At 62.4% G+C, this 21,082-nt stretch carries 17 protein-coding genes; 10 read left to right on the forward strand and 7 right to left on the reverse strand.

Going from position 1 to position 21,082, the window contains the following annotated elements; genetic code table 11:
- The first annotated feature begins 138 nt into the window (after positions 1 to 138).
- Together ACT3UQ_RS00310 and ACT3UQ_RS00315 are read left to right on the forward strand one after the other, a co-directional pair.
- Positions 139 to 1,791 carry a thiamine pyrophosphate-binding protein gene (locus tag ACT3UQ_RS00310; RefSeq protein ID WP_444636311.1) on the forward strand — a complete coding sequence of 551 codons (1,653 nt, stop codon included), beginning with the start codon at positions 139 to 141 and terminating at the stop codon, positions 1,789 to 1,791.
- 92 nt (positions 1,792 to 1,883) lie between these two features.
- A complete protein-coding gene (locus ACT3UQ_RS00315; RefSeq protein WP_105553611.1) occupies positions 1,884 to 2,918 on the forward strand; it encodes an endonuclease/exonuclease/phosphatase family protein in 1,035 nt (344 codons plus the stop codon).
- Here ACT3UQ_RS00315 and ACT3UQ_RS00320 read toward each other — a convergent pair.
- Both ACT3UQ_RS00320 and ACT3UQ_RS00325 read right to left on the reverse strand, forming a co-directional pair.
- Entirely contained in the window at positions 2,915 to 4,225 is a 1,311-nt protein-coding gene (locus ACT3UQ_RS00320; protein WP_444636312.1) for a D-arabinono-1,4-lactone oxidase, read from the reverse strand. The genes ACT3UQ_RS00315 and ACT3UQ_RS00320 overlap by 4 nt on opposite strands.
- Positions 4,222 to 5,412, reverse strand: coding sequence for an alanine racemase (locus tag ACT3UQ_RS00325; RefSeq protein ID WP_105569805.1), 1,191 nt, complete (start codon positions 5,410 to 5,412; stop codon positions 4,222 to 4,224). The genes ACT3UQ_RS00320 and ACT3UQ_RS00325 overlap by 4 nt, the downstream gene beginning before the upstream one ends.
- A 132-nt stretch (positions 5,413 to 5,544) precedes the next feature.
- On the opposite strand from ACT3UQ_RS00325, the gene ACT3UQ_RS00330 reads away from it, so the two are divergent.
- Positions 5,545 to 6,324 carry a hypothetical protein gene (locus ACT3UQ_RS00330; RefSeq protein WP_105553608.1) on the forward strand — a complete coding sequence of 260 codons (780 nt, stop codon included), beginning with the start codon at positions 5,545 to 5,547 and terminating at the stop codon, positions 6,322 to 6,324.
- 88 nt (positions 6,325 to 6,412) lie between these two features.
- Here ACT3UQ_RS00330 and ACT3UQ_RS00335 read toward each other — a convergent pair whose 3' ends face one another.
- The 4 genes from ACT3UQ_RS00335 to ACT3UQ_RS00350 form a co-directional block, all read right to left on the reverse strand.
- Complete coding sequence (locus ACT3UQ_RS00335; RefSeq protein ID WP_444636313.1) at positions 6,413 to 7,627, reverse strand: MFS transporter; 1,215 nt, start codon at positions 7,625 to 7,627, stop codon at positions 6,413 to 6,415.
- Between the two features lie 46 nt (positions 7,628 to 7,673).
- Entirely contained in the window at positions 7,674 to 8,270 is a 597-nt protein-coding gene (locus ACT3UQ_RS00340; RefSeq protein ID WP_105553606.1) for a TetR/AcrR family transcriptional regulator, read from the reverse strand.
- 132 nt (positions 8,271 to 8,402) lie between these two features.
- Positions 8,403 to 9,887: a mannitol dehydrogenase family protein gene (locus ACT3UQ_RS00345; RefSeq protein WP_444636315.1), complete on the reverse strand. Its 1,485-nt coding sequence runs from the start codon at positions 9,885 to 9,887 to the stop codon at positions 8,403 to 8,405.
- Positions 9,888 to 9,937: 50 nt separating this feature from the next.
- A complete protein-coding gene (locus ACT3UQ_RS00350; protein ID WP_105649807.1) occupies positions 9,938 to 11,275 on the reverse strand; it encodes an MFS transporter in 1,338 nt (445 codons plus the stop codon).
- Positions 11,276 to 11,457: 182 nt separating this feature from the next.
- On the opposite strand from ACT3UQ_RS00350, the gene ACT3UQ_RS00355 reads away from it, so the two are divergent.
- Positions 11,458 to 12,249, forward strand: a complete 792-nt coding sequence (locus ACT3UQ_RS00355) for a DeoR/GlpR family DNA-binding transcription regulator (RefSeq protein ID WP_105649808.1) — start codon at positions 11,458 to 11,460, stop codon at positions 12,247 to 12,249.
- 2 nt (positions 12,250 to 12,251) lie between these two features.
- Positions 12,252 to 13,640, forward strand: coding sequence for a xylulokinase (gene xylB / locus ACT3UQ_RS00360; protein ID WP_444636316.1), 1,389 nt, complete (start codon positions 12,252 to 12,254; stop codon positions 13,638 to 13,640).
- Here the strand turns inward: xylB and ACT3UQ_RS00365 are convergent.
- Entirely contained in the window at positions 13,637 to 14,887 is a 1,251-nt protein-coding gene (locus tag ACT3UQ_RS00365; protein ID WP_444636317.1) for a benzoate/H(+) symporter BenE family transporter, read from the reverse strand. The genes xylB and ACT3UQ_RS00365 overlap by 4 nt on opposite strands.
- A 242-nt stretch (positions 14,888 to 15,129) precedes the next feature.
- Between ACT3UQ_RS00365 and benA the strand changes: the two genes are divergently transcribed.
- From benA to ACT3UQ_RS00390, 5 genes are all read left to right on the forward strand, one after another.
- A complete protein-coding gene (benA, locus tag ACT3UQ_RS00370) occupies positions 15,130 to 16,488 on the forward strand; it encodes a benzoate 1,2-dioxygenase large subunit (RefSeq protein WP_444636318.1) in 1,359 nt (452 codons plus the stop codon).
- An 18-nt stretch (positions 16,489 to 16,506) separates the two neighbouring features.
- Positions 16,507 to 17,037, forward strand: a complete 531-nt coding sequence (gene benB, locus ACT3UQ_RS00375) for a benzoate 1,2-dioxygenase small subunit (RefSeq protein WP_105553599.1) — start codon at positions 16,507 to 16,509, stop codon at positions 17,035 to 17,037.
- 98 nt (positions 17,038 to 17,135) lie between these two features.
- Positions 17,136 to 18,683 carry a benzoate 1,2-dioxygenase electron transfer component BenC gene (benC, locus tag ACT3UQ_RS00380; RefSeq protein WP_258133580.1) on the forward strand — a complete coding sequence of 516 codons (1,548 nt, stop codon included), beginning with the start codon at positions 17,136 to 17,138 and terminating at the stop codon, positions 18,681 to 18,683.
- Positions 18,683 to 19,522 (forward strand): 1,6-dihydroxycyclohexa-2,4-diene-1-carboxylate dehydrogenase, encoded by an 840-nt coding sequence (locus ACT3UQ_RS00385; RefSeq protein ID WP_105553597.1) that lies wholly within the window; start codon positions 18,683 to 18,685, stop codon positions 19,520 to 19,522. Before benC ends, ACT3UQ_RS00385 begins: the two co-directional genes overlap by 1 nt.
- Positions 19,523 to 19,712: 190 nt before the next feature.
- Positions 19,713 to 21,080 (forward strand): MFS transporter, encoded by a 1,368-nt coding sequence (locus tag ACT3UQ_RS00390; RefSeq protein WP_258133579.1) that lies wholly within the window; start codon positions 19,713 to 19,715, stop codon positions 21,078 to 21,080.
- The last annotated feature ends 2 nt before the right edge of the window (positions 21,081 to 21,082 follow it).

Here is a 21,082-nt window from a genome sequence, read left to right on the forward strand (position 1 = left end):
CCTATGCTGATTCCTGTCAGGAGCCGCCTCATAAGGCTCCGGCGCTCTCAAAAGGGGCGATACCCGTTGCCGAAAGCAACTGGTAACGGCAGACATATATGGAATTTTCTTTAGTTTTCTTCAGGAAAAGAGTCCATTATGTCCAGCGTTTCAGCTACCATCGCCCATGCCCTTAAGCCGATTGCTCCACAGATCTTTGGTCTGATGGGCAACGGCAACGCACACTTCCTCGATGCCGCCGTTCGCGCAGGCTTTAGCTACACCGCCGTGCGCCACGAGTCCGCAACGGTGTCCGCCGCCGATGCCTACTTCAGGATTTCAAACCGCCTCGCTATCGCCTCGACCACGTACGGCGCAGGTTATACCAACGCCGTCACCGCCTTGGCCGAGGCTGCGGCCGCGCGCACTCCATTGCTGCTAGTTACCGGCGATGCGCCGACGACCGGTTTGCGCGGTTGGGACGTTGACCAGGCCGCCATCGACTCCGGTGTGCGGGCCGTGCGCTACGAGGTGGACCGGCACACCCCGGGCGCAACGGCTCTCGCCGCGGCCGCCCACGCGCTGCGCGAACAGATCCCGGTGGTTCTGTCCATCCCCTACGACCTCGCTGCGGCCCCAAGCCTCGAAGTTGAACTGCCCGAGTTCAACAGCTTCCGCAGTGTTCCTCCGGCGCCTGAACTCAATGCAACTCAACTACGGGCCATCACCGACCTGCTTTTGGCCGCCAAACGCCCGCACATCCTCTATGGTCGTGGAGCCATCGACGCGGCAGCGGGTATTGCCGAACTTGCCGAACGGCTAGGAGCCACCACCTCGGGAACCCTGCTGGCCCGCGACCTGTTGGACTACCCGTACGATCTGGGAATCACCGGTGGCTTCGCCACCGAACGAAACGCCGAAATCATCGAACAGGCCGATACCGTGCTGGTGCTCGGGGCCGGACTTAATCAGTTCACCATGCGCTTCGGGGAGCTGGTCAACGTCGGAGCACAGGTAGTGCAGATCGATCTTGCGGCCAGCGCCACGAGTCCGCGAGTGGATTACTTCGCCACCGGAGACGTCGCCGCCGCGGTTAAAGGTCTCCTGGGCACCGTGGGCGCCCAAGATTCGGGATGGGCCGGCTCGATAAACCTGGGCTCGGTCCGCGACCGCCCGCGGGGGGAGGAGCGCGCCGCGGACGGTCTGCTCGATCCGCGTCGAGTGGCCAGCGAACTGGAAGAGATCTTGCCCCAGAACCGGGTGCTGGTTCAGGACGGCGGGCACTTCATCGGTTGGGGGCCCATGTACTGGTCAACCTCCGGGGCGCGATCGCTGACCTGCGTAGGCACCGCTTATCAGTCCATTGGCTTAGGCATTGCATCCATGGTCGGCGCGGGGGCAGCGGCCGAAGGCCGCACCGTAGTGCTAGCCGCCGGAGACGGCGGATTCCTGATGGGCCTAGCCGATCTCGAATCGATCGTGCGCACCATCAGCAGCGGAGTCATCGTGATCTACAACGACTCAGCCTACGGAGCGGAGGTCCACCAATACGGATCCATTGGCCTGCACGAAGATCCAATGCTCATCCCAACGGTCGACTTCGCGGCACTCGCCACCGCGGTGGGCGCAACGGGCATTCGCATCGACTCGCTGGCCGATTTTTCCAAGGTTCGGCAGTGGGTAGATCAAGGGGCGAAGGGAATATGTCTGGTGGATGCGCGGATCTCACCGAACGTTCGGGCACCATATATGGAAGAAATACTGGTCGCGAACGCGCGGGCCGCCGCGGCGCAGGCATCACAATCCGATTAAGATGCTGGATTATGAGTGCTGATTCGGCGTAGGGTTGCAGAGTGCGCAAAGTCTTAGTAGGAACGGCAAGCCTAGGTTTGGGAGCACTATTAATGTTCCCCGCCACGGGCGCCATTGCCGCCCCTTGGGACGCGCAAGACCCCAACCCCGCGCCGAGCCAGGGGCTGTCTGAAACATCGTTGCGTGTCGCCACGCTAGCCACCGAGATGACCCGGGATGTTCCGGGGCAGCTCTCCGCAGACCTCATGCAGGGAGACGACCGCGAAGCCGCGCAGGCAGCGGACAGCATCACCGCAGCCAATGCCGACTTCGTGGTGCTTACCGGGATGGATGCAGATGAACAAGCCGTGCAGGCGTTCCAGGACCATTACCTGAATAATCCAGAGGACTCCCGGCGGGACGTTGAATACGACTACGTTTACCTAGGCACGGGCAACAAAGGTAAACCAAGCGGCGCGGATCTCAACGGGGACCGGATTGTCGGCGGCCCCGAAGACGCTTGGGGGCAGGGCAACTTCGAAGGCCAAGGCGCCGTCGTTGTCCTTTCCAAATATCAGATAGACCAAGAATCAGTCACCGGAATTTCGGAGCTGAAATGGTCAGCCGTGCCGGGGAGCAGGCTCGATGATTCTGGATTGAGCGGCGCACTGGCGGCTTCAATTCCCGTGATGAGCAGCGGACTTTGGGATATTCCGATCGAGTACCGCGGCAAGCACGTACATGTGCTCGCCGTGCAAACGGACGACGCTTCCGGTGGCTATTCCTTTGCCGAAGCTCGCCAACTCGACCAGTTGCGGGTTATCTCCGATTACCTCGACGGCGAAAAATACCTGCAGGGTGACCAGGGGGTAAAAACCCGTGGAGTCGGAAAAAGCCCATATGTCTTAGCCGGTTCCCTAGGCCAGCAGCCATCCTCGTTGGCCGCGCGGGATGCGCTGCTGCATCAAGCCGACCATCCCGAGGCGCTCAGCGATTCGGGAAATTATCTCCTCCCAAGTAGTGCCTGGCAGGTCCTTGGCCAAGGGCATATCGGCGACCGAGCACCGCTCCAGGCGCAAACCATCGACGGCCCGCCCCAAATCAACGATCCGGCTCCCGCCCTGATCTGGACCGATATTCAGTTCTAAACTTCTTCCACCAACAGCCGCCGCAGGTGCTCGTTGAGGAACAACCCCTGCGGGTCCACCGTGGACCGCATCGCCTGGAAATCGGCGAAACGCGGGTATAGCGCGGACAGCTGCGAAGCACCCAAGGAATGCTCTTTGCCCCAGTGCGGCCGCCCTCCATGCCTGCGCAGAATTCGTTCGGCCGCAGGGAAGTATTCAGGCACGTTATCGCGGACGTAGCGATGCACCGCGAGATAGACAGTCGGCCGCCCGCTGGCGGTTCCCAGCCAGGTGTCATCGGCCGCCGCGGTGCGAACTTCTATCGGGAACACCACTGGTGCCGGAGCCTTGGCCAAATAGGCTCGGAACTCGGCGAACGCGGTGCCGAAGCTTTCCAGGGGCAGGGCATATTCCATTTCGGTGAAGCGCACACGTCGCGGCGAGGTGAAAACTCGATACCATTGACCGGTGTGCTTGCGCTCGGAGAGCGCCGCGGCAGCCAGCCGATTTAATCGCGGAATCCACTGCGGACGCAGCGCGCCGAGGGTACAGATCGCCTGGAGCGCACCGTTCGATAGCAATTCGTCATTGAGCCACGTCGATACCTTGCCCGGCGCGTTCGGTGCGCTGATGCCTGCCGGCAGGCGAGTATTGGCTTTGACAAGAGCCCTGCTAGTGCCGGAGAACCAGAAGAACTCCAGATGATCTGTTGACCTTGACCGTTCGATAAAACTCTTCGAGATCTGGTCAATGTCTTCCACGCGCTCCACCGCGCTGAGCATGAATTCCGGGACGCAGCGGAGTCTGACATGGGTGATCACCCCGAGCGCACCGAGACTTACCCGGGCAGCCTGAAAAAGATCCGCATTCTCGGTGGGAGAGGCGCGCATCTCGGTTCCGTCGGCCAGCGTGATGCGTAGCCCGCTGACCATTCCGCTAAATCCGGTGAACGCCAGCCCGGTCCCGTGAGTCGAGGTGCTGATCGCACCGGCAAGCGATTGCCGATCGATGTCTCCCATATTGGCCAGTGCCAAATTGTAGGGTCTAAGCAGCCTGGGAATCTGCCACAACCGAGTGCCCGACCGGAAGGTCACCTCGTGGGTGAGCGCATCGACCTCTTCGATTCCTTGGAAGCCATCGAGATTTAGCAGTACGCCCGAAGTCTGGACCAGCGGAGTGAATGAATGCCCAGCGCCCATGGCGCGCACCGTGTACCCCTCTTTCGCGGCCTTCGCGAAGACCCCGGGAAGCTGGGCGGGGTCGGTGATGCTCTGCCACCGTGCCGGTGTTGCGCTGACGGTCCGCGAAAAATTGGCGAAACGCTTCACAAAAATGCCTTGCCCTCACCACGATAGGTCGGCCAATCTTCGACGATCTGCCCGTTTGAGTACACGGCCAGACGATTGAGCCGTTCGGCCGGCTCACCTGCCTTGGCGTGGCGCAGCCATACGGTGTCGCCGATTTTGAGCTTGCTTGCTGTGGCGCCGCGCAGCGGGGTTTGCACCTCGCCGGCTGCTTCCAAGGGAAGGTACTTGAGTCGTTTTGGCCAGGCGATCTGTGGCAGGCGGCTCTTTCCCGACGGACCCGAAGCGATCCAGCCGCCGCCGAGGATGGTGACGATGTCGGGTTCGGGACGGCGGACCACGCTGAATCCGAGGAATAGAGCTGGGGTAGGGCGGAAAGATTTGTAGGCATCGAACAATGCCGGGGCGAAGAGTCCTGATCCGGCCGAAACTTCGCTCACCCCAGACTCCTGCACGCTGGTCTCGATAGAACCGGTGCCGCCGGCGTTGACAAATCTCAACGGGGCCACCGCGTTGACTAGCTGAACAGTTTCGTTGCGACGCTCGGCTAGCTCGGCGGCACTGCGTTTGCGCATGGTCCGCGCGAGCAGCGCCTTCAGCCCGAATCCTCCGTCCGGCACCGAGGCGATCTGAGACTCGTAGCCCATCAGCCCCTCAACCTTGAAGCCGCTGCGTCTGAGCACTAGGCGTGCCAGCTCGGCCACGTCTTCCGGATCATGCAGTGGCGAACGGGCGGCGCCCAACCGCAATGATGGAGAGGGGTAGTAGGCCGCATCAAGTTCCAGTGCAACTTTCAATTCCAGATGCCCCGGCGCAACCTTGTCGATGAGGTCCAATTGCGCCACGTCATCGATCATCACCGTGATCTGGTCGCGCGCCTGCTCGCTGCTGGCCCACCGGCTGATTGCGCCCGGGTCTGTTTGCGGGTAGGCGACTACTAGGTCTTTTAGCCCGTGGCTCGCCAGCCACAGCGCCTCGGCGAGGGTGAAGCACAGGACGCCGCTAAACCCAGGTTGCGCTAAGACTCGTTCAAGCGCCCAACGTACTCGTAGGGACTTGGATGCCACCCGAATGGGAATGTTCCCGGCTCTTTCGCGCAGAGCGATCGCATTCCGGTCGAAGGCTTCTAAATCGAGTAAACCGACCGGGCGTTCACGCATTCCGGCCTTTTCCAGTGCCTGGTTATAGCGCTTGGCCTGTGCATTCTTCATAGGCCAACTCTTGCACCGCGGGACGGGCGTTTCAAGGAAAAGTTCGATTCTGGTGGGGTATTGATAATTCGCGGCAAGAATCCGGCATTTTCCCGGGAACTATCAGGCTGGAGCTACTAGTCTGGGAATATCATGAGCAAAGATCCCATTTCGATGACATTCATAGACTCGAGCGGCAAACCTCGTTCGGCCGTCCAAGACGCCATCATGCGGGGCGTCGGTGTGCAGCGGCCGCTAGTCCTTGCATATCTCAAGCGATTGCGCGCGAAACATCCCCAGGCATCTGCGGCCGAACTGGCCAAGATCGTTGAACGCGATTATTTGGTCGTGGTCACCGGCTCTGGAGCGGCCGTCGGAGGTACCGCAGCGGTACCGGCGGTAGGTACCGCCGTAGCGCTGGGGCTCTCATTGGCCGCCACGATCGGGTTCCTGGAAGCCTCTGCGCTTTATGCGCAGTCCTTGGCCGAGCTTCATGGCATTGCCATTGACGACCCGGACCGATCGCGCCTGCTGGTTATGGGTGTGTTGATGGGCGAAGAAGGCAGCTCGATGATTTCGGCACTGACCAGTCAGGCGGCCGGCCGCGGCTCCGGACCGGTAAAGGGCTGGGCAAGATCCTTTGGCTCGAACAAGTCAACGAGCCTGATGGCCACGGCGCAGAAGAGCTTGCAGAAGAAGTTCATTCGCAAGATCGTTGGCACCCAAGGAGCCAGCATGCTTGGCCGGCTGGTGCCTTTCGGCATCGGAGCAGTCATTGGCGGGGCCGGCAACCGCTACCTGGCCAAGCGGGTTATCGAAAACGCGGCCGTGGCCTTCGAGGGAATCGACACCGTGGCGCCAAGCCAGCTTGAGCTGGATGACCCGGATATTATCGACACCGATATTGTGGAGAAACCGCGTAAGCGTAAATAGTCCGAAACTGAAAAACAACCGCAGGATGTTTCACATGAAACATCCTGCGGTTGTTTTTCTTTCTGCGGCGGAAGCTGCTGGGCGGCGGCTATTGCGAGGTAGCTGCCGGTTTGCCCTTCCGGGAAGTTCCGGCGATCAATGCCAGGGCAATGACAGAGAGCAGGACAACAGGTCCGGCGTAGCCGTAGGTGACGTTCATCAATCCGTGGATTGGGATCAGCAGTCCACCGATCAATGTTGGCAGGCCGAAGGCTAGGTAGCTCACCAGATATACCGAGGAGAGCGTGCCGCCGCGTTGCAGCGCGGGAACGTGCTCCACGATGGTCCGAAGCCCACCTTGAAAGGCGCCGCCCAAGCCGATGCCGCCGATGATGCTGGAAATGAAATAGATCGCCGTGTTTTCCGTGTAAACAGCTAGTACGAGCCCGCCCGATCCAACGATCAGCGAGATGCATCCAAGGGTCATGACCTTCAAGGCGTCGAACCGGAAGGTGACGGCGCCGAGCACCGCACTCGCGCCGGTCAGCGCAAAGATGGCTAAACCGCTCAGGGTTGGTGCTTGAATATTCATCAACGTTTTGGTGATGCTCGCGCCCAACCCCAGATACATTCCAACCAACGCCCAGCTGGCGAGCAATGCGCCGACTGCGACGAGGAATTCGCGGCGCACCTCCTTGGGGATCATCACCGAGGGGATGAGCGAACGCAATACACCGTGACGGCGTGGGTGGCGCTCCTTGAGCAAGCTCGCCGGAATCAGCGCCAGGATCAACAATGCGGCGACCGCCAGATAAGGGATCTGGAAGGGGTATGGTGCGAACTGCACGAGAATGCCACTGAGCAGGGCGCCGAGGCCGATTGCCGCAGGTGGCACGGCGCCGTTGAGCATGGCGACGGTCCGGTGGCGCGAGGCGGGGGAGTAATCGAGCAAGGCTGCGCCCAGGGTGCCGAACCCGAGGCCCGAGGCAATGCCCTGCAAGATCCGGGCGATCAGCAGTGCATTCAGCGAATCAGCGAATGCCATGACGAGCATCGAAGCCGCGGCGATCAGCAACGCGCTAAAGGCGACGGGACGGCGTCCAATATGATCGGACAGTGCCCCGCAGGTCAGCAGGGTGACCAGCAAACCGAAGATATATACGGCGAAGACGCTGCTGACTTCAAGGGAAGACAGTCCCCATTGCTCGGAGTACAGCGGGAAGATCGGTGACGGCGTGCCGGAGTGCGCTGCGATGAGGCAAAGGCCAATGAGTGCGGTGCTGAAGCCGAGCTTGTCGGCGACGTAATTGTTGGCGTGTGCCACGAGATCTCTTCTGTGTTGTAGCGAATGGGGCGTGTTCGTGATGCATCTAGGGCTGGTCAGCCAATAATCCGCGCACGGACCAGCGGACGGTTTCTTCAATGGAGGCCAGATCAACGCTTTCACTCTCGCGCATCAGCCGGAACACCGCTGCGCCGAAGGCCACGTCCATGGCAACGTCGATATCCAGGCCTTCGGCCAACTGGCCCGAAGCGAGTGCGCGCGCAAAGAGGGGTTTGAGAGTTTTGCGCCGCGGAGCTAGATAAAACTGCTCGAAATACGCGGCACCGTGCGGTTCCAGGGAGCAGGCGGCCAGCAGCTGAAAGAATACGCGCCCGCTTTGCACGCTGTGGAAGGTCAGCGATTCGACCGTGCAGTCGATGAGATTCGCCAAGGGGTCTCCATCGGTGGGGATCTTCAGCGCTTGGGCGGCAACACGTCCGAAAGCTTCGGCAACGATTGCATTCTTGGTGGGCCAGTGCTTGTACAGCGTCGCGGTGCTGACACCTGAATGCTCGGCGATGCGCTCAATCGAAATCCCGCGGAAGCCCGCGTCGCGGAGTAGTTCATTGGTGGAGTCCAAGACCTTATGATGGGTTGCCACGCTGCGTGGGCGGGTACTAACCGGCAAAATTCCATCATTCATGGCGATTCCTAAACTAAAGTGTCACTTTACTTTAGCAACGTTCATTTGGTTTCAAGGATCGCAGGTACAAAAAGTCCGAGCGGCTCCTTGCAAAAGGAGCCGCTCGGCAAGGCGGGATTCTGTCCAGGCGATCTAACGGGCGGCGCTTTGCGCCATAACCCGTTCCAGGGTGGCAATCGATCCCTGGGAATGCAGGGATTCGAGGGTCTCCAGATATGGCTTGGTGAACCGTTCATCGTTGATGATGTCGCCAAACAGGTCCCGCTGGCGCAGGAATGCCAAGGGGTCTTCGCTGTGCTTCGCCGCGGCGGCGGAGACTTCCTGAGCCAGACGGTCAACGATCTGGATCGGCTCGCCCATTTCATCGGTGCCCTCGGCATAGCGTGCCCAGCTGGCCACGATGGCGGCCGAAAGGTGCACGTCGCGATCGGCGGCGAGGTTTTCGCGGACCACCGGCATGAGCCACTTGGGGATGCGATCCGAGGAGTCCGCGCAAAGCCGCGCAATCGTGTCGGCCACGTGCTCGTTGCGGTACCGCTCGATCAGCTTGTCCTGATAGGCGGTCAGATCCACGCCGGGCAAGGCCGCCAGCGTAGGCTGCGCCTCGGTGCGCATGTAGCGCAGCAAGAATTGGGCGAAGAGCTCATTGCGTGCCGCATCATGCACCGCACGGTATCCGGCCAGATGGCCGAAATAGCACAGGCCCTGATGGGTGGCATTGAGCAGACGCAACTTCATCAGTTCAAAAGGCACCACATCTGCAACTACCTGGACTCCGACCTGCTCGAATTCCGGGCGGCCAGATACGAACTTGTCCTCCAGCGCCCACTGCACGAAGTCTTCGCACACTACCGGCCAGGCATCTTCGATGCCATAGCGCTCGGTCACGTCGCGCCGATCAGCGTCCGTGGTGACCGGGGTGATGCGGTCGACCATCGAGTTGGGAAACGGAACATTTGCCTGCACCCAGGTGCCGAATTCTGCATCCAGCGCGGTGGCGAAGGCGCCAAACATCTTATGCGCCACCTCGCCGTTGCCTTGGATGTTGTCACAACTCATGACGGTAAAAGGCGCGAGACCACGTTCGCGGCGAAGCTTCAGCCCCGCACTGATCAGGCCGAAGGTGGTTTTCGGGTTTTCCGGATCGGCCAGATCCGCGGCGATGGCGCGGTTCTGCAGGTCGAATTCCCCGGTGACCGGGTTGACGTTGTATCCGCCCTCGGTGACGGTCAGTGACACGATGCGGATCGCCGGATCTGCCAGCTTCTCGATAGCCGCACGGGTGTCATCCGGAGCGTACAGGTAATCGACAATTGAACCGATGACCCGCACCTCACGGCTGCCGTCCGGATTCTTGACTACCAGGGTATATAGTCCGTCGCTGTCGCTGAGCGTATCGCGCATGTGCGTGTCCGAGGGCATGATTCCCATGCCGCAGATACCCCAGTCGAGGGCTCGGCCCTGGTTCATGAGCCGATCGAGATACATGGCCTGATGGGCGCGGTGGAATCCGCCGACGCCGAAGTGGACGATTCCAGCGGAAACCTTGCTGCGGTCATAGGCCGGTACCTGTACCTCTGGCGGGATTTCTGCCAGCGTCTGATTAGAGAGTTTCATGAATTCGCAGTCTCCTTATGGGGGAAATGTCAGTTGCTCAAGCGGTCGCCTTAGGCGACGCGCTGCGGGGCGGGGGTGGGAACGCCGTTGAATCCGGGTTGGGTTCCGCGCAGCAAGTGCGACATCAGCGCCGCGACCAAGTACAGCGCGGCGAACAGATACACCATTCCTGCGGCGCCCAGGGTGGTGTAGAGCAAGGCGACCAGCAACGGTCCGGCGAAGACCGCGGCACCGATGCCAAGGTTGTAGGAAGCCATCGCGGCTCCTGGATGCTCCGGCGCCAGCGAGACGGCGATGGCCGAAAGCGGCACGAACCCGGCCAAGCCGATGCCGAAGACCGCGCCGATCAGCAAGGTCAGCAGATAAGCGTGTTCGATCCCGTTGTCGACCGCCCAAGCGGGCACCAGGTAGAGCCCCGCCATGGACAGCGCACAGAGCACCGCGCCGAACCAGACCACGGTCTTTGACCAGCCCAGCTTGTCGCCCAGGGCCCCGAAGAAGAGGTTGAAGGGAATATTCACCGCGTAGATCACCGTGGTCAGGATCAAGAACTGGCCTACGCTCCAGCCGAAGCGATCCACGAACAAGGCAGGGAAGAAGACCGCCATGCCATAGGTGGGCACCGAATTGATGGTGCGGGTGAGCATCACCATCAACGCCTTGCGGTCGCTCACCAACAGGCGAAGCCCGAAGCTCATGGTCTTCCACACCTGCTCCGGGTTATCCACCAGCGGAGCGCGCCCGGTTTTCTCCTTGACGCCGAGCAACGCCACCGCGGCACCGAGGACCACCAGTGCCAGCGAGATCCAAAGGGTCTGGTAATAGTTCAGCCCGAAGATTTCCAACGAGGCGGTCGCGGTCAGCGCGCCGAGCGTGGGCAGGCCGGCGCTGAAGGCCACGTAGAACCAGCCGATGGCAACCGCGAGGCGCTTGGCGTTGGCAGTTGCGGAGATCCAGACGAGGAAGCCGTAGGCGAAGAAGGGGTAGCCGAAGCCGCGCAGTCCGTAGGCGATGAAGACCAGCACCACGTTGGAGGAGTTCAGCGCGACGAGCAGGAAGAACAGCTCGAAGGCCACCCAGATTCCGGCGCCAATGAACATCACCTTGCGCGGGCCCCACAGGTCCGAGAGCGAGGCGGAAAGGAATGCGGCAATGGCCACTGCGACACCGTAGATGGTGATCAGGGTTCCGGCCAGCGGGATGGAGAAGCCGTGTTCGCCGGTCAGGTAGGGCGTGAGGATATTGGTTTCCACGCCGTCGCCGATCATGAACAGGGTCAAGCCGATGAAACCCCATAAAAGCGGGCGCGGAAGTCCCATGCGGTCTAGCAGCCCGGTGCCGCCCCTGGCTGTTGGGGGTGCACTTGGGTTCGAGGGTTCCGAGATCATGGCGCTCCTTTGCGTGGGGCATTGCTGCCGCTCGTGATTTCACTAACCTAACACCAAATAAACAAATTCAACAGCTTTTCTGTTAAATATTGTTTGGATCATGATGTTTTGAGAGTGCGAGCACAGCATCTATCATCGAAGGTGTGAGAAATGATGAACTTGCCGAAGGGAGATCCGCAGTGATGCGATCCAGTGGGCTGCCTCCGGAGAGCCGCCGCGACGAGCTGACCAGCTACGTCAATCAGGTCCACACCGCGCGCGTGGAAGCTATGGCCGACGCCTTCGGGGTCAGCGCCATGACCATCCATCGTGACCTGGACGTCCTCGCGGGCGAGGGGCGCCTCGAACGCATCCGCGGCGGCGCACGAGCGATCACCGCGCGGCTGGCCGAACGCGACGTGCGGCTGCGCCGCCATCTCAACGCGCGCACCAAGCAACGGCTCGCCCGCACCGCAGCCGAGCTCATCGAGCCCGGCGCGGTCATTGCCCTGGACGACTCCACCACCGTCGGCGAGCTGGGGCCGCATCTGGAAAGCCGCCGGCCCTCCACGGTCATTACCCACTCGCTGGCACTGATGAACACCGTGTCGGCCCAGTCGTCCATCGCCTTGGTGGGGTTGGGCGGCCAATACTATGCAGAAACCGATTCATTCCTCGGCTCGGTGGTAGTCGAGCAGGCTCAACGGCTCACCGCAGATGCGGTGTTCGTCTCGACCACCGCGGTCAAAAATCAGGCATTGCTGCACCCGGATGCCGAAGCGGCGCTGACCAAACGCGCCTTGCTGAAAACCGGTGGCCGGAAAATTTTGATCGTTGACTCAAGCAAATTTGAGGGTTCCGGGCTCTATCACGTGATGGGATTGGACGAATTCGATGACATCGTCATCGATGACCAGCTAGCTCCCGAGCTCTTGGCCCTGCTGAAGTCGCTAAACCTCAATATCCACCTCGCCGCTAGCTCACCGAAGGATTAGCCATGCCATCGACCTATGTCTTGGGAATCGACTCGTCGACTCAATCGTGCAAAGCGCTGCTCGTTGATGCGCAGACCGGTGAGGTCAAAGCCTCCGGGCGCGCGCCCCACCCTGGCGGGACCCAGGTCGATCCGGCCAAGTGGATTGAGGCCCTTGAAGCCAGCACCGAAGGGCTGCTCGAGCGGGCGTCCGCGCTCTCGATCGCCGGCCAGCAGCACGGCATGGTTGCCCTGGATGAGCATGGTGCTCCGGTGCGCGCCGCCATGCTGTGGAATGACATCTCCTCCGCCGGGCAGGCGCGGGACCTGATCGGCGAGCTTGGCGGAGAGCAGCGGTGCGCGCAACTTGTAGGCAGCGTGATGGTCGCATCGCTGACCGCCTCGAAACTGCGTTGGCTGCGCGAAAACGAGCCGGAAAATGCGAACCGCACCACCCGGGTTCTGCTGCCGCACGACTACCTGACCTGGCATCTAGGCGGCCGCAAGGAAGCGACCACCGACCACGGAGACGCCTCGGGCACCGGATACTACTCGACCGCGCAGCGTCGTTTCCTGCCCGAGGTGGCGCGCCGGGCACTGGGCAAGCCGGTGGCATTGCCGCGGCTCGCGGCGGCAAATGAAATAGTCGGCGAAACTTCTGCGGGCCTCAAAATTGCGGCCGGCACCGGAGACAATATGGCCGCCTCGCTGGGACTGGATCTGCAGCCCGGGGACGTGTGCGTCTCCATGGGAACCTCGGGGGTAGCCTCCGCGGTGGTGGATCACAGCGTTCACGATGGCACCGGGATGGTGAGCGGGTTTGTGGATGCCACAAATAGGTACCTGCCGCTGGCCTGCACCCTCAACGGCGCTCCGGTACTCGATTTTGGTGCCCGGCTGCTCGGTGTGGGCCAAAAAGAATTCTCTGACCTTGCGCTGGCCGCGGAGCCCGGCTCCGGGGGAGCGGTGCTGCTTCCGTACTTCGGCGGAGAACGCACCCCGAACCGGCCCGACTCGACGGGATTGATGCATGGCCTGCGTACCACGACCACCCGTGAACAGATCGCCCGTGCCTACGTTGAAGGATTGCTGTGCTCCATGAAGGACGCGGTCGCTGCCCTCGAAGAAGCCACCGGCATAGCAACCCGGCGAATCCTGCTGATCGGCGGTGGCGCGCAGTCCGAAGCGGTGCGCCGCATCGCGCCGCAGATCTTTGGCGTCGCGGTAGATGTTCCGCAGACTGCCGAATATGTGGCGTTGGGTGCCGCGCGGCAGGCCGCCTGGGCGCTGAGCGGAGAAAAAGAACCACCGGTCTGGAACGTCGCGGCGTCCACCCGCTATCAGGGTGAACCGCGCCCCGAGATCTATGCGCGCTATGTGGATACCCGGGATGCAACCGCGGGGTGGAACTAACCGGAGGCCACGGCCGCATTTGGGCCCTTTGCGGCGTAGGCCGGGCGTCGTTTGTGCAGCGCCAGGTAGCACAGGGTGCCTCCTGCGATACCCCAGAAGGGCGAGACGATGCCCAGCGGCGCCACCCCGGACGCGGTGATGATCAGGGTGCAGACCGCGGCCTCCGCCGCTCCGCTGGCCGGGCCGTCAAACATATCCTGCATGGATCCCTGCATGGCCGGAAGCAGGGCCACGCCCGCGACAGCGATGACCAGCTCGGCCGGGACCGCCGCAAAAAGCTGCAAAAAAGTCTGGCTGAACAGCCCGAAGAAGATGAAAAACGCACCGCAAGAAATGCCCGCGACGTAGCGTCGCGCCGGATCCCGGTGGGCTTGGGCGGAGGTGCAGATCCCTGCGGTAATTGCTGCAAGGTTGATCGCATGCGAGCCGAAGGGTGCGAAAAGGATGCTCGCAAGCGAGCCCCCGCTGAGCAGGAGCCGATCATTTGGCCGGTAATTGCTGCTGCGAAGCATGGTCAGGCCCGGACCGTTTTGTCCTGCCATGGTCACGATCAGCAGCGGAAGGGAAATGCCCATGATGGCGGAGAGCGAAAATGCCGGAACCGTGAATACCGGAGAGGTGAGCATGAACGATAGCGGTGCGTTCGAAATCTGGCCAGAACCTGCCGCAAGCGCGATGCCGGCGCAGAGCGCTACCGGGACCGCATAGCCCGGCGACCAGCGGCGGGCCAAGAAGTAGGCGGCCACTAGGCCGCCGGCGATCAGCGGTGAATCAAGGACCGCCTGAACCACCTCCATCACAAAGGGCAGCAGCACCCCGGCGAGAACCGCGGCCAAGACCGGTTTTGGCACGCGGGCCAGCAGCCATCCCAGCAACCCGCTGAGGCTCAAGAGCAGCCCAAGTAGCCCGGCAACGATATACGCGCCGATGGCTTCGGAATAGCTGTAGTCGCCGAGGACCGTCAGCAAGAGGGCGGCTCCCGGCACGGACCATGCGACGATAATTGGTTGGCGAGTGAACAGGCTGAGCAGCAAGCCGGTGATTCCGCTGCCGACCGAGACCGCCCATACCCAGGAACTGCTCTGCGCCTCGCTGAGCCCGGCGCGCTGTGCTGCTTGCAGTATCACCAGCATCGGGCCGGCGTACGACACGGCCATGGCGATGAATCCGGCGCAGATTGCGGAGAAGGAAATGTCATTTCCGAGCCTGCGCAACCCACGCGGTTGGACCGCTTTTTCTTCTGGCATGACCTGGCTCCCGTTTCGCTGACCGCAACGTCTGCCCACGTTACGCAGGTCACAGGTGAACGGCAAATACTTAAAATACCGCCATTGATATGCAAAAACTCATGGTTCCGATGCCTAGGCTAAGCCTAGGCAGATGCCTAGTGTGACGGCGCGCACAGCCTGACAGGATTGAGTTCTTGAATGGCCGCCTCGAGCGGTTGCGCCCTCCCGGGCCCCATATGAAGGATGGAGCAAAGCACATCATGACCGAGACTTTGAACGCCGTATCAGAGGTGCTCGACAACGCGCTTGTCGACAGCCCAGAGACCGGCGTATACCGTACCAACCGAAACATTTTCACCGACGAAGAAGTTTTCGAGCTGGAAATGAAGCACATCTGGGAGGGCAACTGGGTTTACCTGGCCCACGAATCCCAGATCCCCAACATTGGTGACTACTTCACCACCAACATCGGCCGTCAGCCGATCATCATTTCGCGCAATAAGCAGGATGAGCTGAACGCCATCATCAACGCGTGCAGCCACCGCGGCGCGATGCTCTGCCGCCGCAAGACCGATAACCGCACCACCTTCACTTGCCCGTTCCACGGTTGGACCTTCAACAACTCGGGCAAGCTGCTCAAGGTCAAGGATTCCCGTGGCGCCGGCTACCCGGAGCAGTTCAACAAGGACGGCTCGCACGATCTGACCAAGGTCGCCCGTTTCGAGAACTACCGCGGCTTCCTCTTCGGCTCGCTGAACGCCGACGTCCTACCCCTTCAAGAGCACCTGGGCGAAGCGGCGAAGATCATCGACATGATCGTGGACCAGTCCGAGGAAGGCCTCGAGGTGCTGCGCGGCTCCTCCACCTACACCTACGACGGCAACTGGAAGCTGCAGGCGGAAAACGGCGCCGACGGCTACCATGTCTCGGCGACCCACTGGAACTACGCCGCCACCCAGGCCCGGCGCAGCGCCGGCGAATCGACCAACGACACCAAGACCATGGATGCCGGCGGCTGGGACAAGCAGGAAGGCGGCTTCTACTCATTCGACAACGGCCACCTGCTGCTGTGGACCGAATGGCTGGACGCCGCAAACCGTCCGCTGGCCGAGAAGCGCGATGAGCTGGTCGCCAATTACGGCGAGGCCAAGGCCGACTGGATGATCGGTGTCTCGCGCAACCTCTGCCTGTACCCGAACGTGTACCTGATGGACCAGTTCTCCTCGCAGATCCGCGTGTTCCGCCCGGTGGCCGTGGACAAGACCGAGGTCACCATCTACTGCATCGCACCCAAGGGCGAGTCCGACACCGCACGCGCCAACCGCATCCGCCAGTACGAGGATTTCTTCAACGCCTCGGGCATGGCCACCCCGGATGACCTGGAAGAATTCCGCTCCTGCCAGAAGACCTACATGGCCACCGCGGCCAAGTGGAACGACATGAGCCGCGGCTCGGCGCACCAGATCACCGGCGCCGACGAGAACGCGAAGAAGATCGGTCTGGAGCCCATCGCCTCCGGTGCGCGCACCGAGGACGAGGGCCTGTACCCGATCCAGCATGGCTACTGGGTGGACACCATGCGCAAGGCGCTGGCCGCCGAACTCGAAACCAAGAACTAAGGCCGAAGGGAAAGCCACATGAGCACCATTGCATTGACCGAGGCCAAAACCAGCAACGGCACCGTCACCACCGGGGACGTCGAGCAGTTCCTCTACCAGGAAGCCCGCTTCCTGGATGACCGCGACTTCGACCGCTGGATCGACTGCTACCACCCGGAGGCGACCTTCTGGATGCCGGCATGGGCCGATGACGACAAGCTCACCGAGGACCCGCAGCGCGAGATCTCGCTGATCTACTACGCAAACCGCGGTGGCCTGGAAGACCGCGTCTTCCGCATCAAGACCGACCGCTCCTCGGCCACCAGCCTGCCGGAGCCGCGCACCGGGCACAACATCACCAACGTGGAGATCGTTGCCGTGGATGGCGACAAGGTTGAGGTCCGCTTCAACTGGTTCACGCTGTACTACCGCTACCAGAACGTCGACACCTACTTCGGCAACTCCTTCTACACCATCGACTACTCCGGCACCCAGCCGGTGATCACCGCGAAGAAGGTAGTGCTGAAGAACGACTTCATCCACCACGTGGTGGATATCTACCACATCTAATTCGGCCGCATTAGCCAAGCCGACCTGCGCTGCGCCGGGCGCCAGCCCGGCGCAGCGCAGCAAAGAACTTACTGCTGCCCCACCAGCACAATTTTGAAATGAGCACCCTTATGACTTACCAGGTCGCCTTAGCTTTTGAAGACGGGATCACCCGCTTCATTAAAGTAGGCCCCCGCGAAACCGTCGCCGATGCCTCCTACAAGGCCCGGATCAACATCCCCCTTGACTGCCGCGACGGCGCCTGCGGCACCTGCAAGTCCTTCTGCGAATCGGGCAAATTCGACGGCGGCGACTACATCGAGGAAGCGCTGACCGACGACGAAGCCGAAAAGGGATTCTGCCTGCCCTGCCAGATGGTCCCCGAATCCGACCTCGTGCTGCAGATCCCGACCACCTCGGATGTGGCCAAGACCGCCGCGACCGTCTTCGAGTCGACGCTGACCGAGATCCGCCGCATCTCCGAGACCACCTACGCCTTCAGCCTAGAGGTCGACAAGCGCGAAGAGTTGTCCTTCCTGCCCGGCCAGTACGTGAACATCGAGGTTCCCGGATCCGGCGGCCAGACCCGCTCGTACTCCTTCAGCTCGGGACCAGAGGTCCAGACCGTCTCCTTCCTGATCCGCATCACCGACGGCGGGCTAATGTCCACCTACATGCGCGATACCGCGCAGGTCGGGGACCGGCTCACCTTCACCGGCCCGATGGGCAGCTTCTTCCTGCGCGAACCCAAGCGCCAGTCCCTGCTGCTGGCCGGCGGCACCGGGCTGGCCCCGCTGCTGTCCATCCTGGAAAAGCTGGTCGGCATGGAAAACCCGCACCCGGTCCACCTGATCTACGGCGTGAACACCGATACCGATCTGGTCGAGCTGGACGTGCTCGAAGCCTATACCTCGCGTATCGCGGGCTTCAGCTTCGATACCGTGGTCGGCGACCCGAACAGCGCCGCGGAAAAGAAGGGTTATGTCACCAACCACTTCGAGCCGCAGCACCTGGCCGAGGGCGACGTGGACATCTACCTCTGCGGTCCGCCACCGATGGTTGAGGGCGTGCGCCGCCACCTGGACGGCGAAGGAATCAAGCCGCAGAACTTCTACTTCGAGAAGTTCGCCCTGGCCGTCGTGCCGGAGGCCGCACCGGCAGCGGAAGCCGCGGCGCCGGTGGCCGAGGCCGCCGAGGCGCCAGCAGCCGGCTACGAAATCGGCGAGGAGCACGCAACCTTCGGCGCCCAGTTCGATGCCCGCATGGCCCTTGAACTGGCAATTGTGGAACTGACCATGGGCAAGCTGACCGACGGCCAGCTAGGTGAATTCAAGGTCCTCGCGGAGCTTGCGGGCAAGACCCTGGACGGCGAAAAGTTCGTCAACGCCGCCGAATTCACCGTCACCAACGACGCCTTCCACGAGTTCCTGTTCACCTGCGTCGGCAACGAGCACCTGCTCCAGGCCTACACCCGCCTGGAGGTTCCGGCGCTCATGGCAAAGGTGCTGCGCCAGGAGCACTGGATCGACGGTGCGGTGGACGCCGACCACTTCGCCATCGTCGCGGCCTTCGAGCAGCAGGACATCGCGGCGGCCCGGGCGGCGATCATCTCGCACAACGAGCACGCCAAGGCCACCATGGCCGCGGCCTCGCAGGAACAAAGCTAATGAGCGCGGACAACGCCCCGGCCAACGAGACCGCAGCCGCCGGATACCCCGAGTCCTTCCACCCCGGGCGCTTCGCCGGCCAGGTCGTCATGGTCACCGGCGCTGCCCAGGGCATCGGCTGGTCCGTGGCCCGGCGCATCGCCGCCGAGGGAGGGGAACTGGTTCTGGTTGACCGCGCCGGGCTGATCCACGACGTCGCCGAGGGCTTGCGCGCCCACGGCGCGCATGCGCTGAGCGTGACCGCAGACCTCGAAACCTACGCGGGTGCGCTGGCCGCGGTGACCGCGGCAATGGATGAATTCGGCCGGATCGATGTGCTCATCAACAACGTCGGCGGGACCATCTGGGCCAAGCCGTACGAGCACTACGCGCCGGAAGAAATCAGCAAGGAAATCCAGCGTTCGCTCTTCCCGACCCTGTGGATGTGCCGTGCGGCCTTCGAGGAAATGGTCAAGGCCGGGTCCGGCACCATCGTGAACGTTTCCTCGGTGGCCACCCGCGGGGTGAACCGGGTGCCCTATGCGGCGGCCAAGGGCGGGGTCAAGGCGATCACCTCGGCCCTGGCCATGGAAGGGGCCGCCCACGGAATCCGTGTGGTGGCTACCGCCCCGGGCGGCACCGAAGCCCCTGAGCGGGTAGTCAAGCGCGGCCCGGCGCCCACCGGCGAACAGGAAAAAGCCTGGTACCAGAGCATTGTGGACCAGACGGTCGATTCCACGTTGCTCAAGCGCTACGGAACCCTGGACGAACAGTCCGCGCCGATTGTGTTCTTGGCCTCTGACGAAGCCTCCTACATCACCGGAGCCACCCTGGCGGTGGCCGGCGGAGACCTCGGCTAGCCAACGCGCCAGAAATCAATGATCGCTTGCAGGCGGCGGGATCCCCGCCGCCTGTGTGCCCTCCAAAACCCGCCGCCCGACGATCTTTCGGGCCACGGTTCCCACGCCGCGCCCTCGCGCCGCGGTATTTCCCAGTGCCTCGATACCCGCACGATGACGTGCGCCCGGGCCAATGAAAATGGAGCAACTCGTGAAAACTTCGGAAGCAAGCAGCAACAGGAAACAGCAAAGCACGGTCCGCTGGGTCGTGGCCATCGCCACCATGGCGCTGATCTTCGACGGATATGACCTGGTCGTCTACGGAACCATCGTTCCGCTGCTGCTGGGCGATCCGACGCAGCTCGGAGAGGTCACCCCGACCACCGCCGGCGCGCTGGGCAGCTGGGCTTTGGCCGGCATGATGGTCGGCGCGCTGGTTGCCGGCGCCATCGGCGACTACCTGGGCCGGCGCAAGATCATGATCACCGGAATCATCTGGTTCTCCGTGGCCATGGGCCTGACCGCCCTGACCAACGACGTCACCGCCTTCGGCGCCCTGCGCTTCGCCACCGGAATCGGGGTGGGCGCACTGGTGGCCACCGCCGGCGCGGTGGTCGCCGAGTTCGCCCCCAAGGGCAAGCGCAATTTCTACAACGCGATCGTCTACTCCGGTGTTCCCGTAGGCGGCGTACTGGCCTCCCTGCTGGCCATCATCCTGCTCGACGCCATCGGCTGGCGCGGACTGTTCCTGATCGGCGCGACGCCGTTGCTCTTCCTGCTCCCGATGGCCCTGGTCAAGCTCCCCGAATCCCCCGAATGGCTGATGGCCCGCGGCCGCACCGCGGAAGCCGAACGCGTCTCGATCCGCACCGGTGTCCCGATTCACATGCTGGTACCCGTTGCCGGAAAAGCCGAAGCCGCGCCCGCAGAGAACAAGATCGGGTTCCGTGCGCTGGCCTCCAAGAAGTACGCGTTCCCGACCCTGCTGCTCGGATTCATGAGCTTCACCGGCCTGATGCTGACCTATGGGCTGAACACCTGGTTGCCGCAGATCATGTCGCAGTTCGGCTATGGCAAGGACTTCGCGCTCACCTTCCTGCTGGTCTTCAACGCCGGCGCGATCTTCGGCGGGCTGATCGCCTCCGTTGGCGCCGACCGGTTCGGCGTGAAGCGCACCGTGTTCACCACCTTCTTCCTCGCCGCTCTCGCCATGGTGCTGCTGACCATGCACCTGCCGCTGGGCATCCTGCTGGCGCTGGTTGCCGTGGCCGGCGTCGGAACCATCGGCACCCAGGTGCTGATCTACGGATTTGTGTCTAATTTCTACAACAGCGCCGCCCGCGGCGCCGGGGTGGCCTGGTGCGCCGGGTTCGGCCGTTTGGGCGGCATCTTCGGACCGTTGTTCGGCGGGCTGCTGATGGCGGCAGGTGTGGAAAACCATGTTGCTTTCTATGTCTTCTCCGGGGTTGCTATCGTTGGTGCATTGATCACCCTCGGCGTTCCGCTGCGCAATTCCGAGATCACCGCCAAGCAGCGGCCCGCGCGGGTCGAGCTCGCAACCGCGGACGCAGAGAAGTAGAG

Origin of the sequence: Glutamicibacter sp. AOP12-B1-11 (genome assembly GCF_052379245.1) — a bacterium.
Classification (GTDB): domain Bacteria; phylum Actinomycetota; class Actinomycetes; order Actinomycetales; family Micrococcaceae; genus Glutamicibacter.

Coding starts and splice junctions, on each gene's coding strand:
- ACT3UQ_RS00310 (WP_444636311.1), top strand. CDS start 139: ATGTCCAGCGTTTCAGCTACCATCGCCCATGCCCTTAAGCCGATTGCT.
- ACT3UQ_RS00315 (WP_105553611.1), top strand. CDS start 1,884: ATGTTCCCCGCCACGGGCGCCATTGCCGCCCCTTGGGACGCGCAAGAC.
- ACT3UQ_RS00325 (WP_105569805.1), bottom strand. CDS start 5,412: ATGAAGAATGCACAGGCCAAGCGCTATAACCAGGCACTGGAAAAGGCC.
- ACT3UQ_RS00330 (WP_105553608.1), top strand. CDS start 5,545: ATGAGCAAAGATCCCATTTCGATGACATTCATAGACTCGAGCGGCAAA.
- ACT3UQ_RS00340 (WP_105553606.1), bottom strand. CDS start 8,270: ATGAATGATGGAATTTTGCCGGTTAGTACCCGCCCACGCAGCGTGGCA.
- ACT3UQ_RS00345 (WP_444636315.1), bottom strand. CDS start 9,887: ATGAAACTCTCTAATCAGACGCTGGCAGAAATCCCGCCAGAGGTACAG.
- ACT3UQ_RS00350 (WP_105649807.1), bottom strand. CDS start 11,275: ATGATCTCGGAACCCTCGAACCCAAGTGCACCCCCAACAGCCAGGGGC.
- ACT3UQ_RS00355 (WP_105649808.1), top strand. CDS start 11,458: ATGCGATCCAGTGGGCTGCCTCCGGAGAGCCGCCGCGACGAGCTGACC.
- xylB (WP_444636316.1), top strand. CDS start 12,252: ATGCCATCGACCTATGTCTTGGGAATCGACTCGTCGACTCAATCGTGC.
- ACT3UQ_RS00365 (WP_444636317.1), bottom strand. CDS start 14,887: ATGCCAGAAGAAAAAGCGGTCCAACCGCGTGGGTTGCGCAGGCTCGGA.
- benA (WP_444636318.1), top strand. CDS start 15,130: ATGACCGAGACTTTGAACGCCGTATCAGAGGTGCTCGACAACGCGCTT.
- benB (WP_105553599.1), top strand. CDS start 16,507: ATGAGCACCATTGCATTGACCGAGGCCAAAACCAGCAACGGCACCGTC.
- benC (WP_258133580.1), top strand. CDS start 17,136: ATGAGCACCCTTATGACTTACCAGGTCGCCTTAGCTTTTGAAGACGGG.
- ACT3UQ_RS00385 (WP_105553597.1), top strand. CDS start 18,683: ATGAGCGCGGACAACGCCCCGGCCAACGAGACCGCAGCCGCCGGATAC.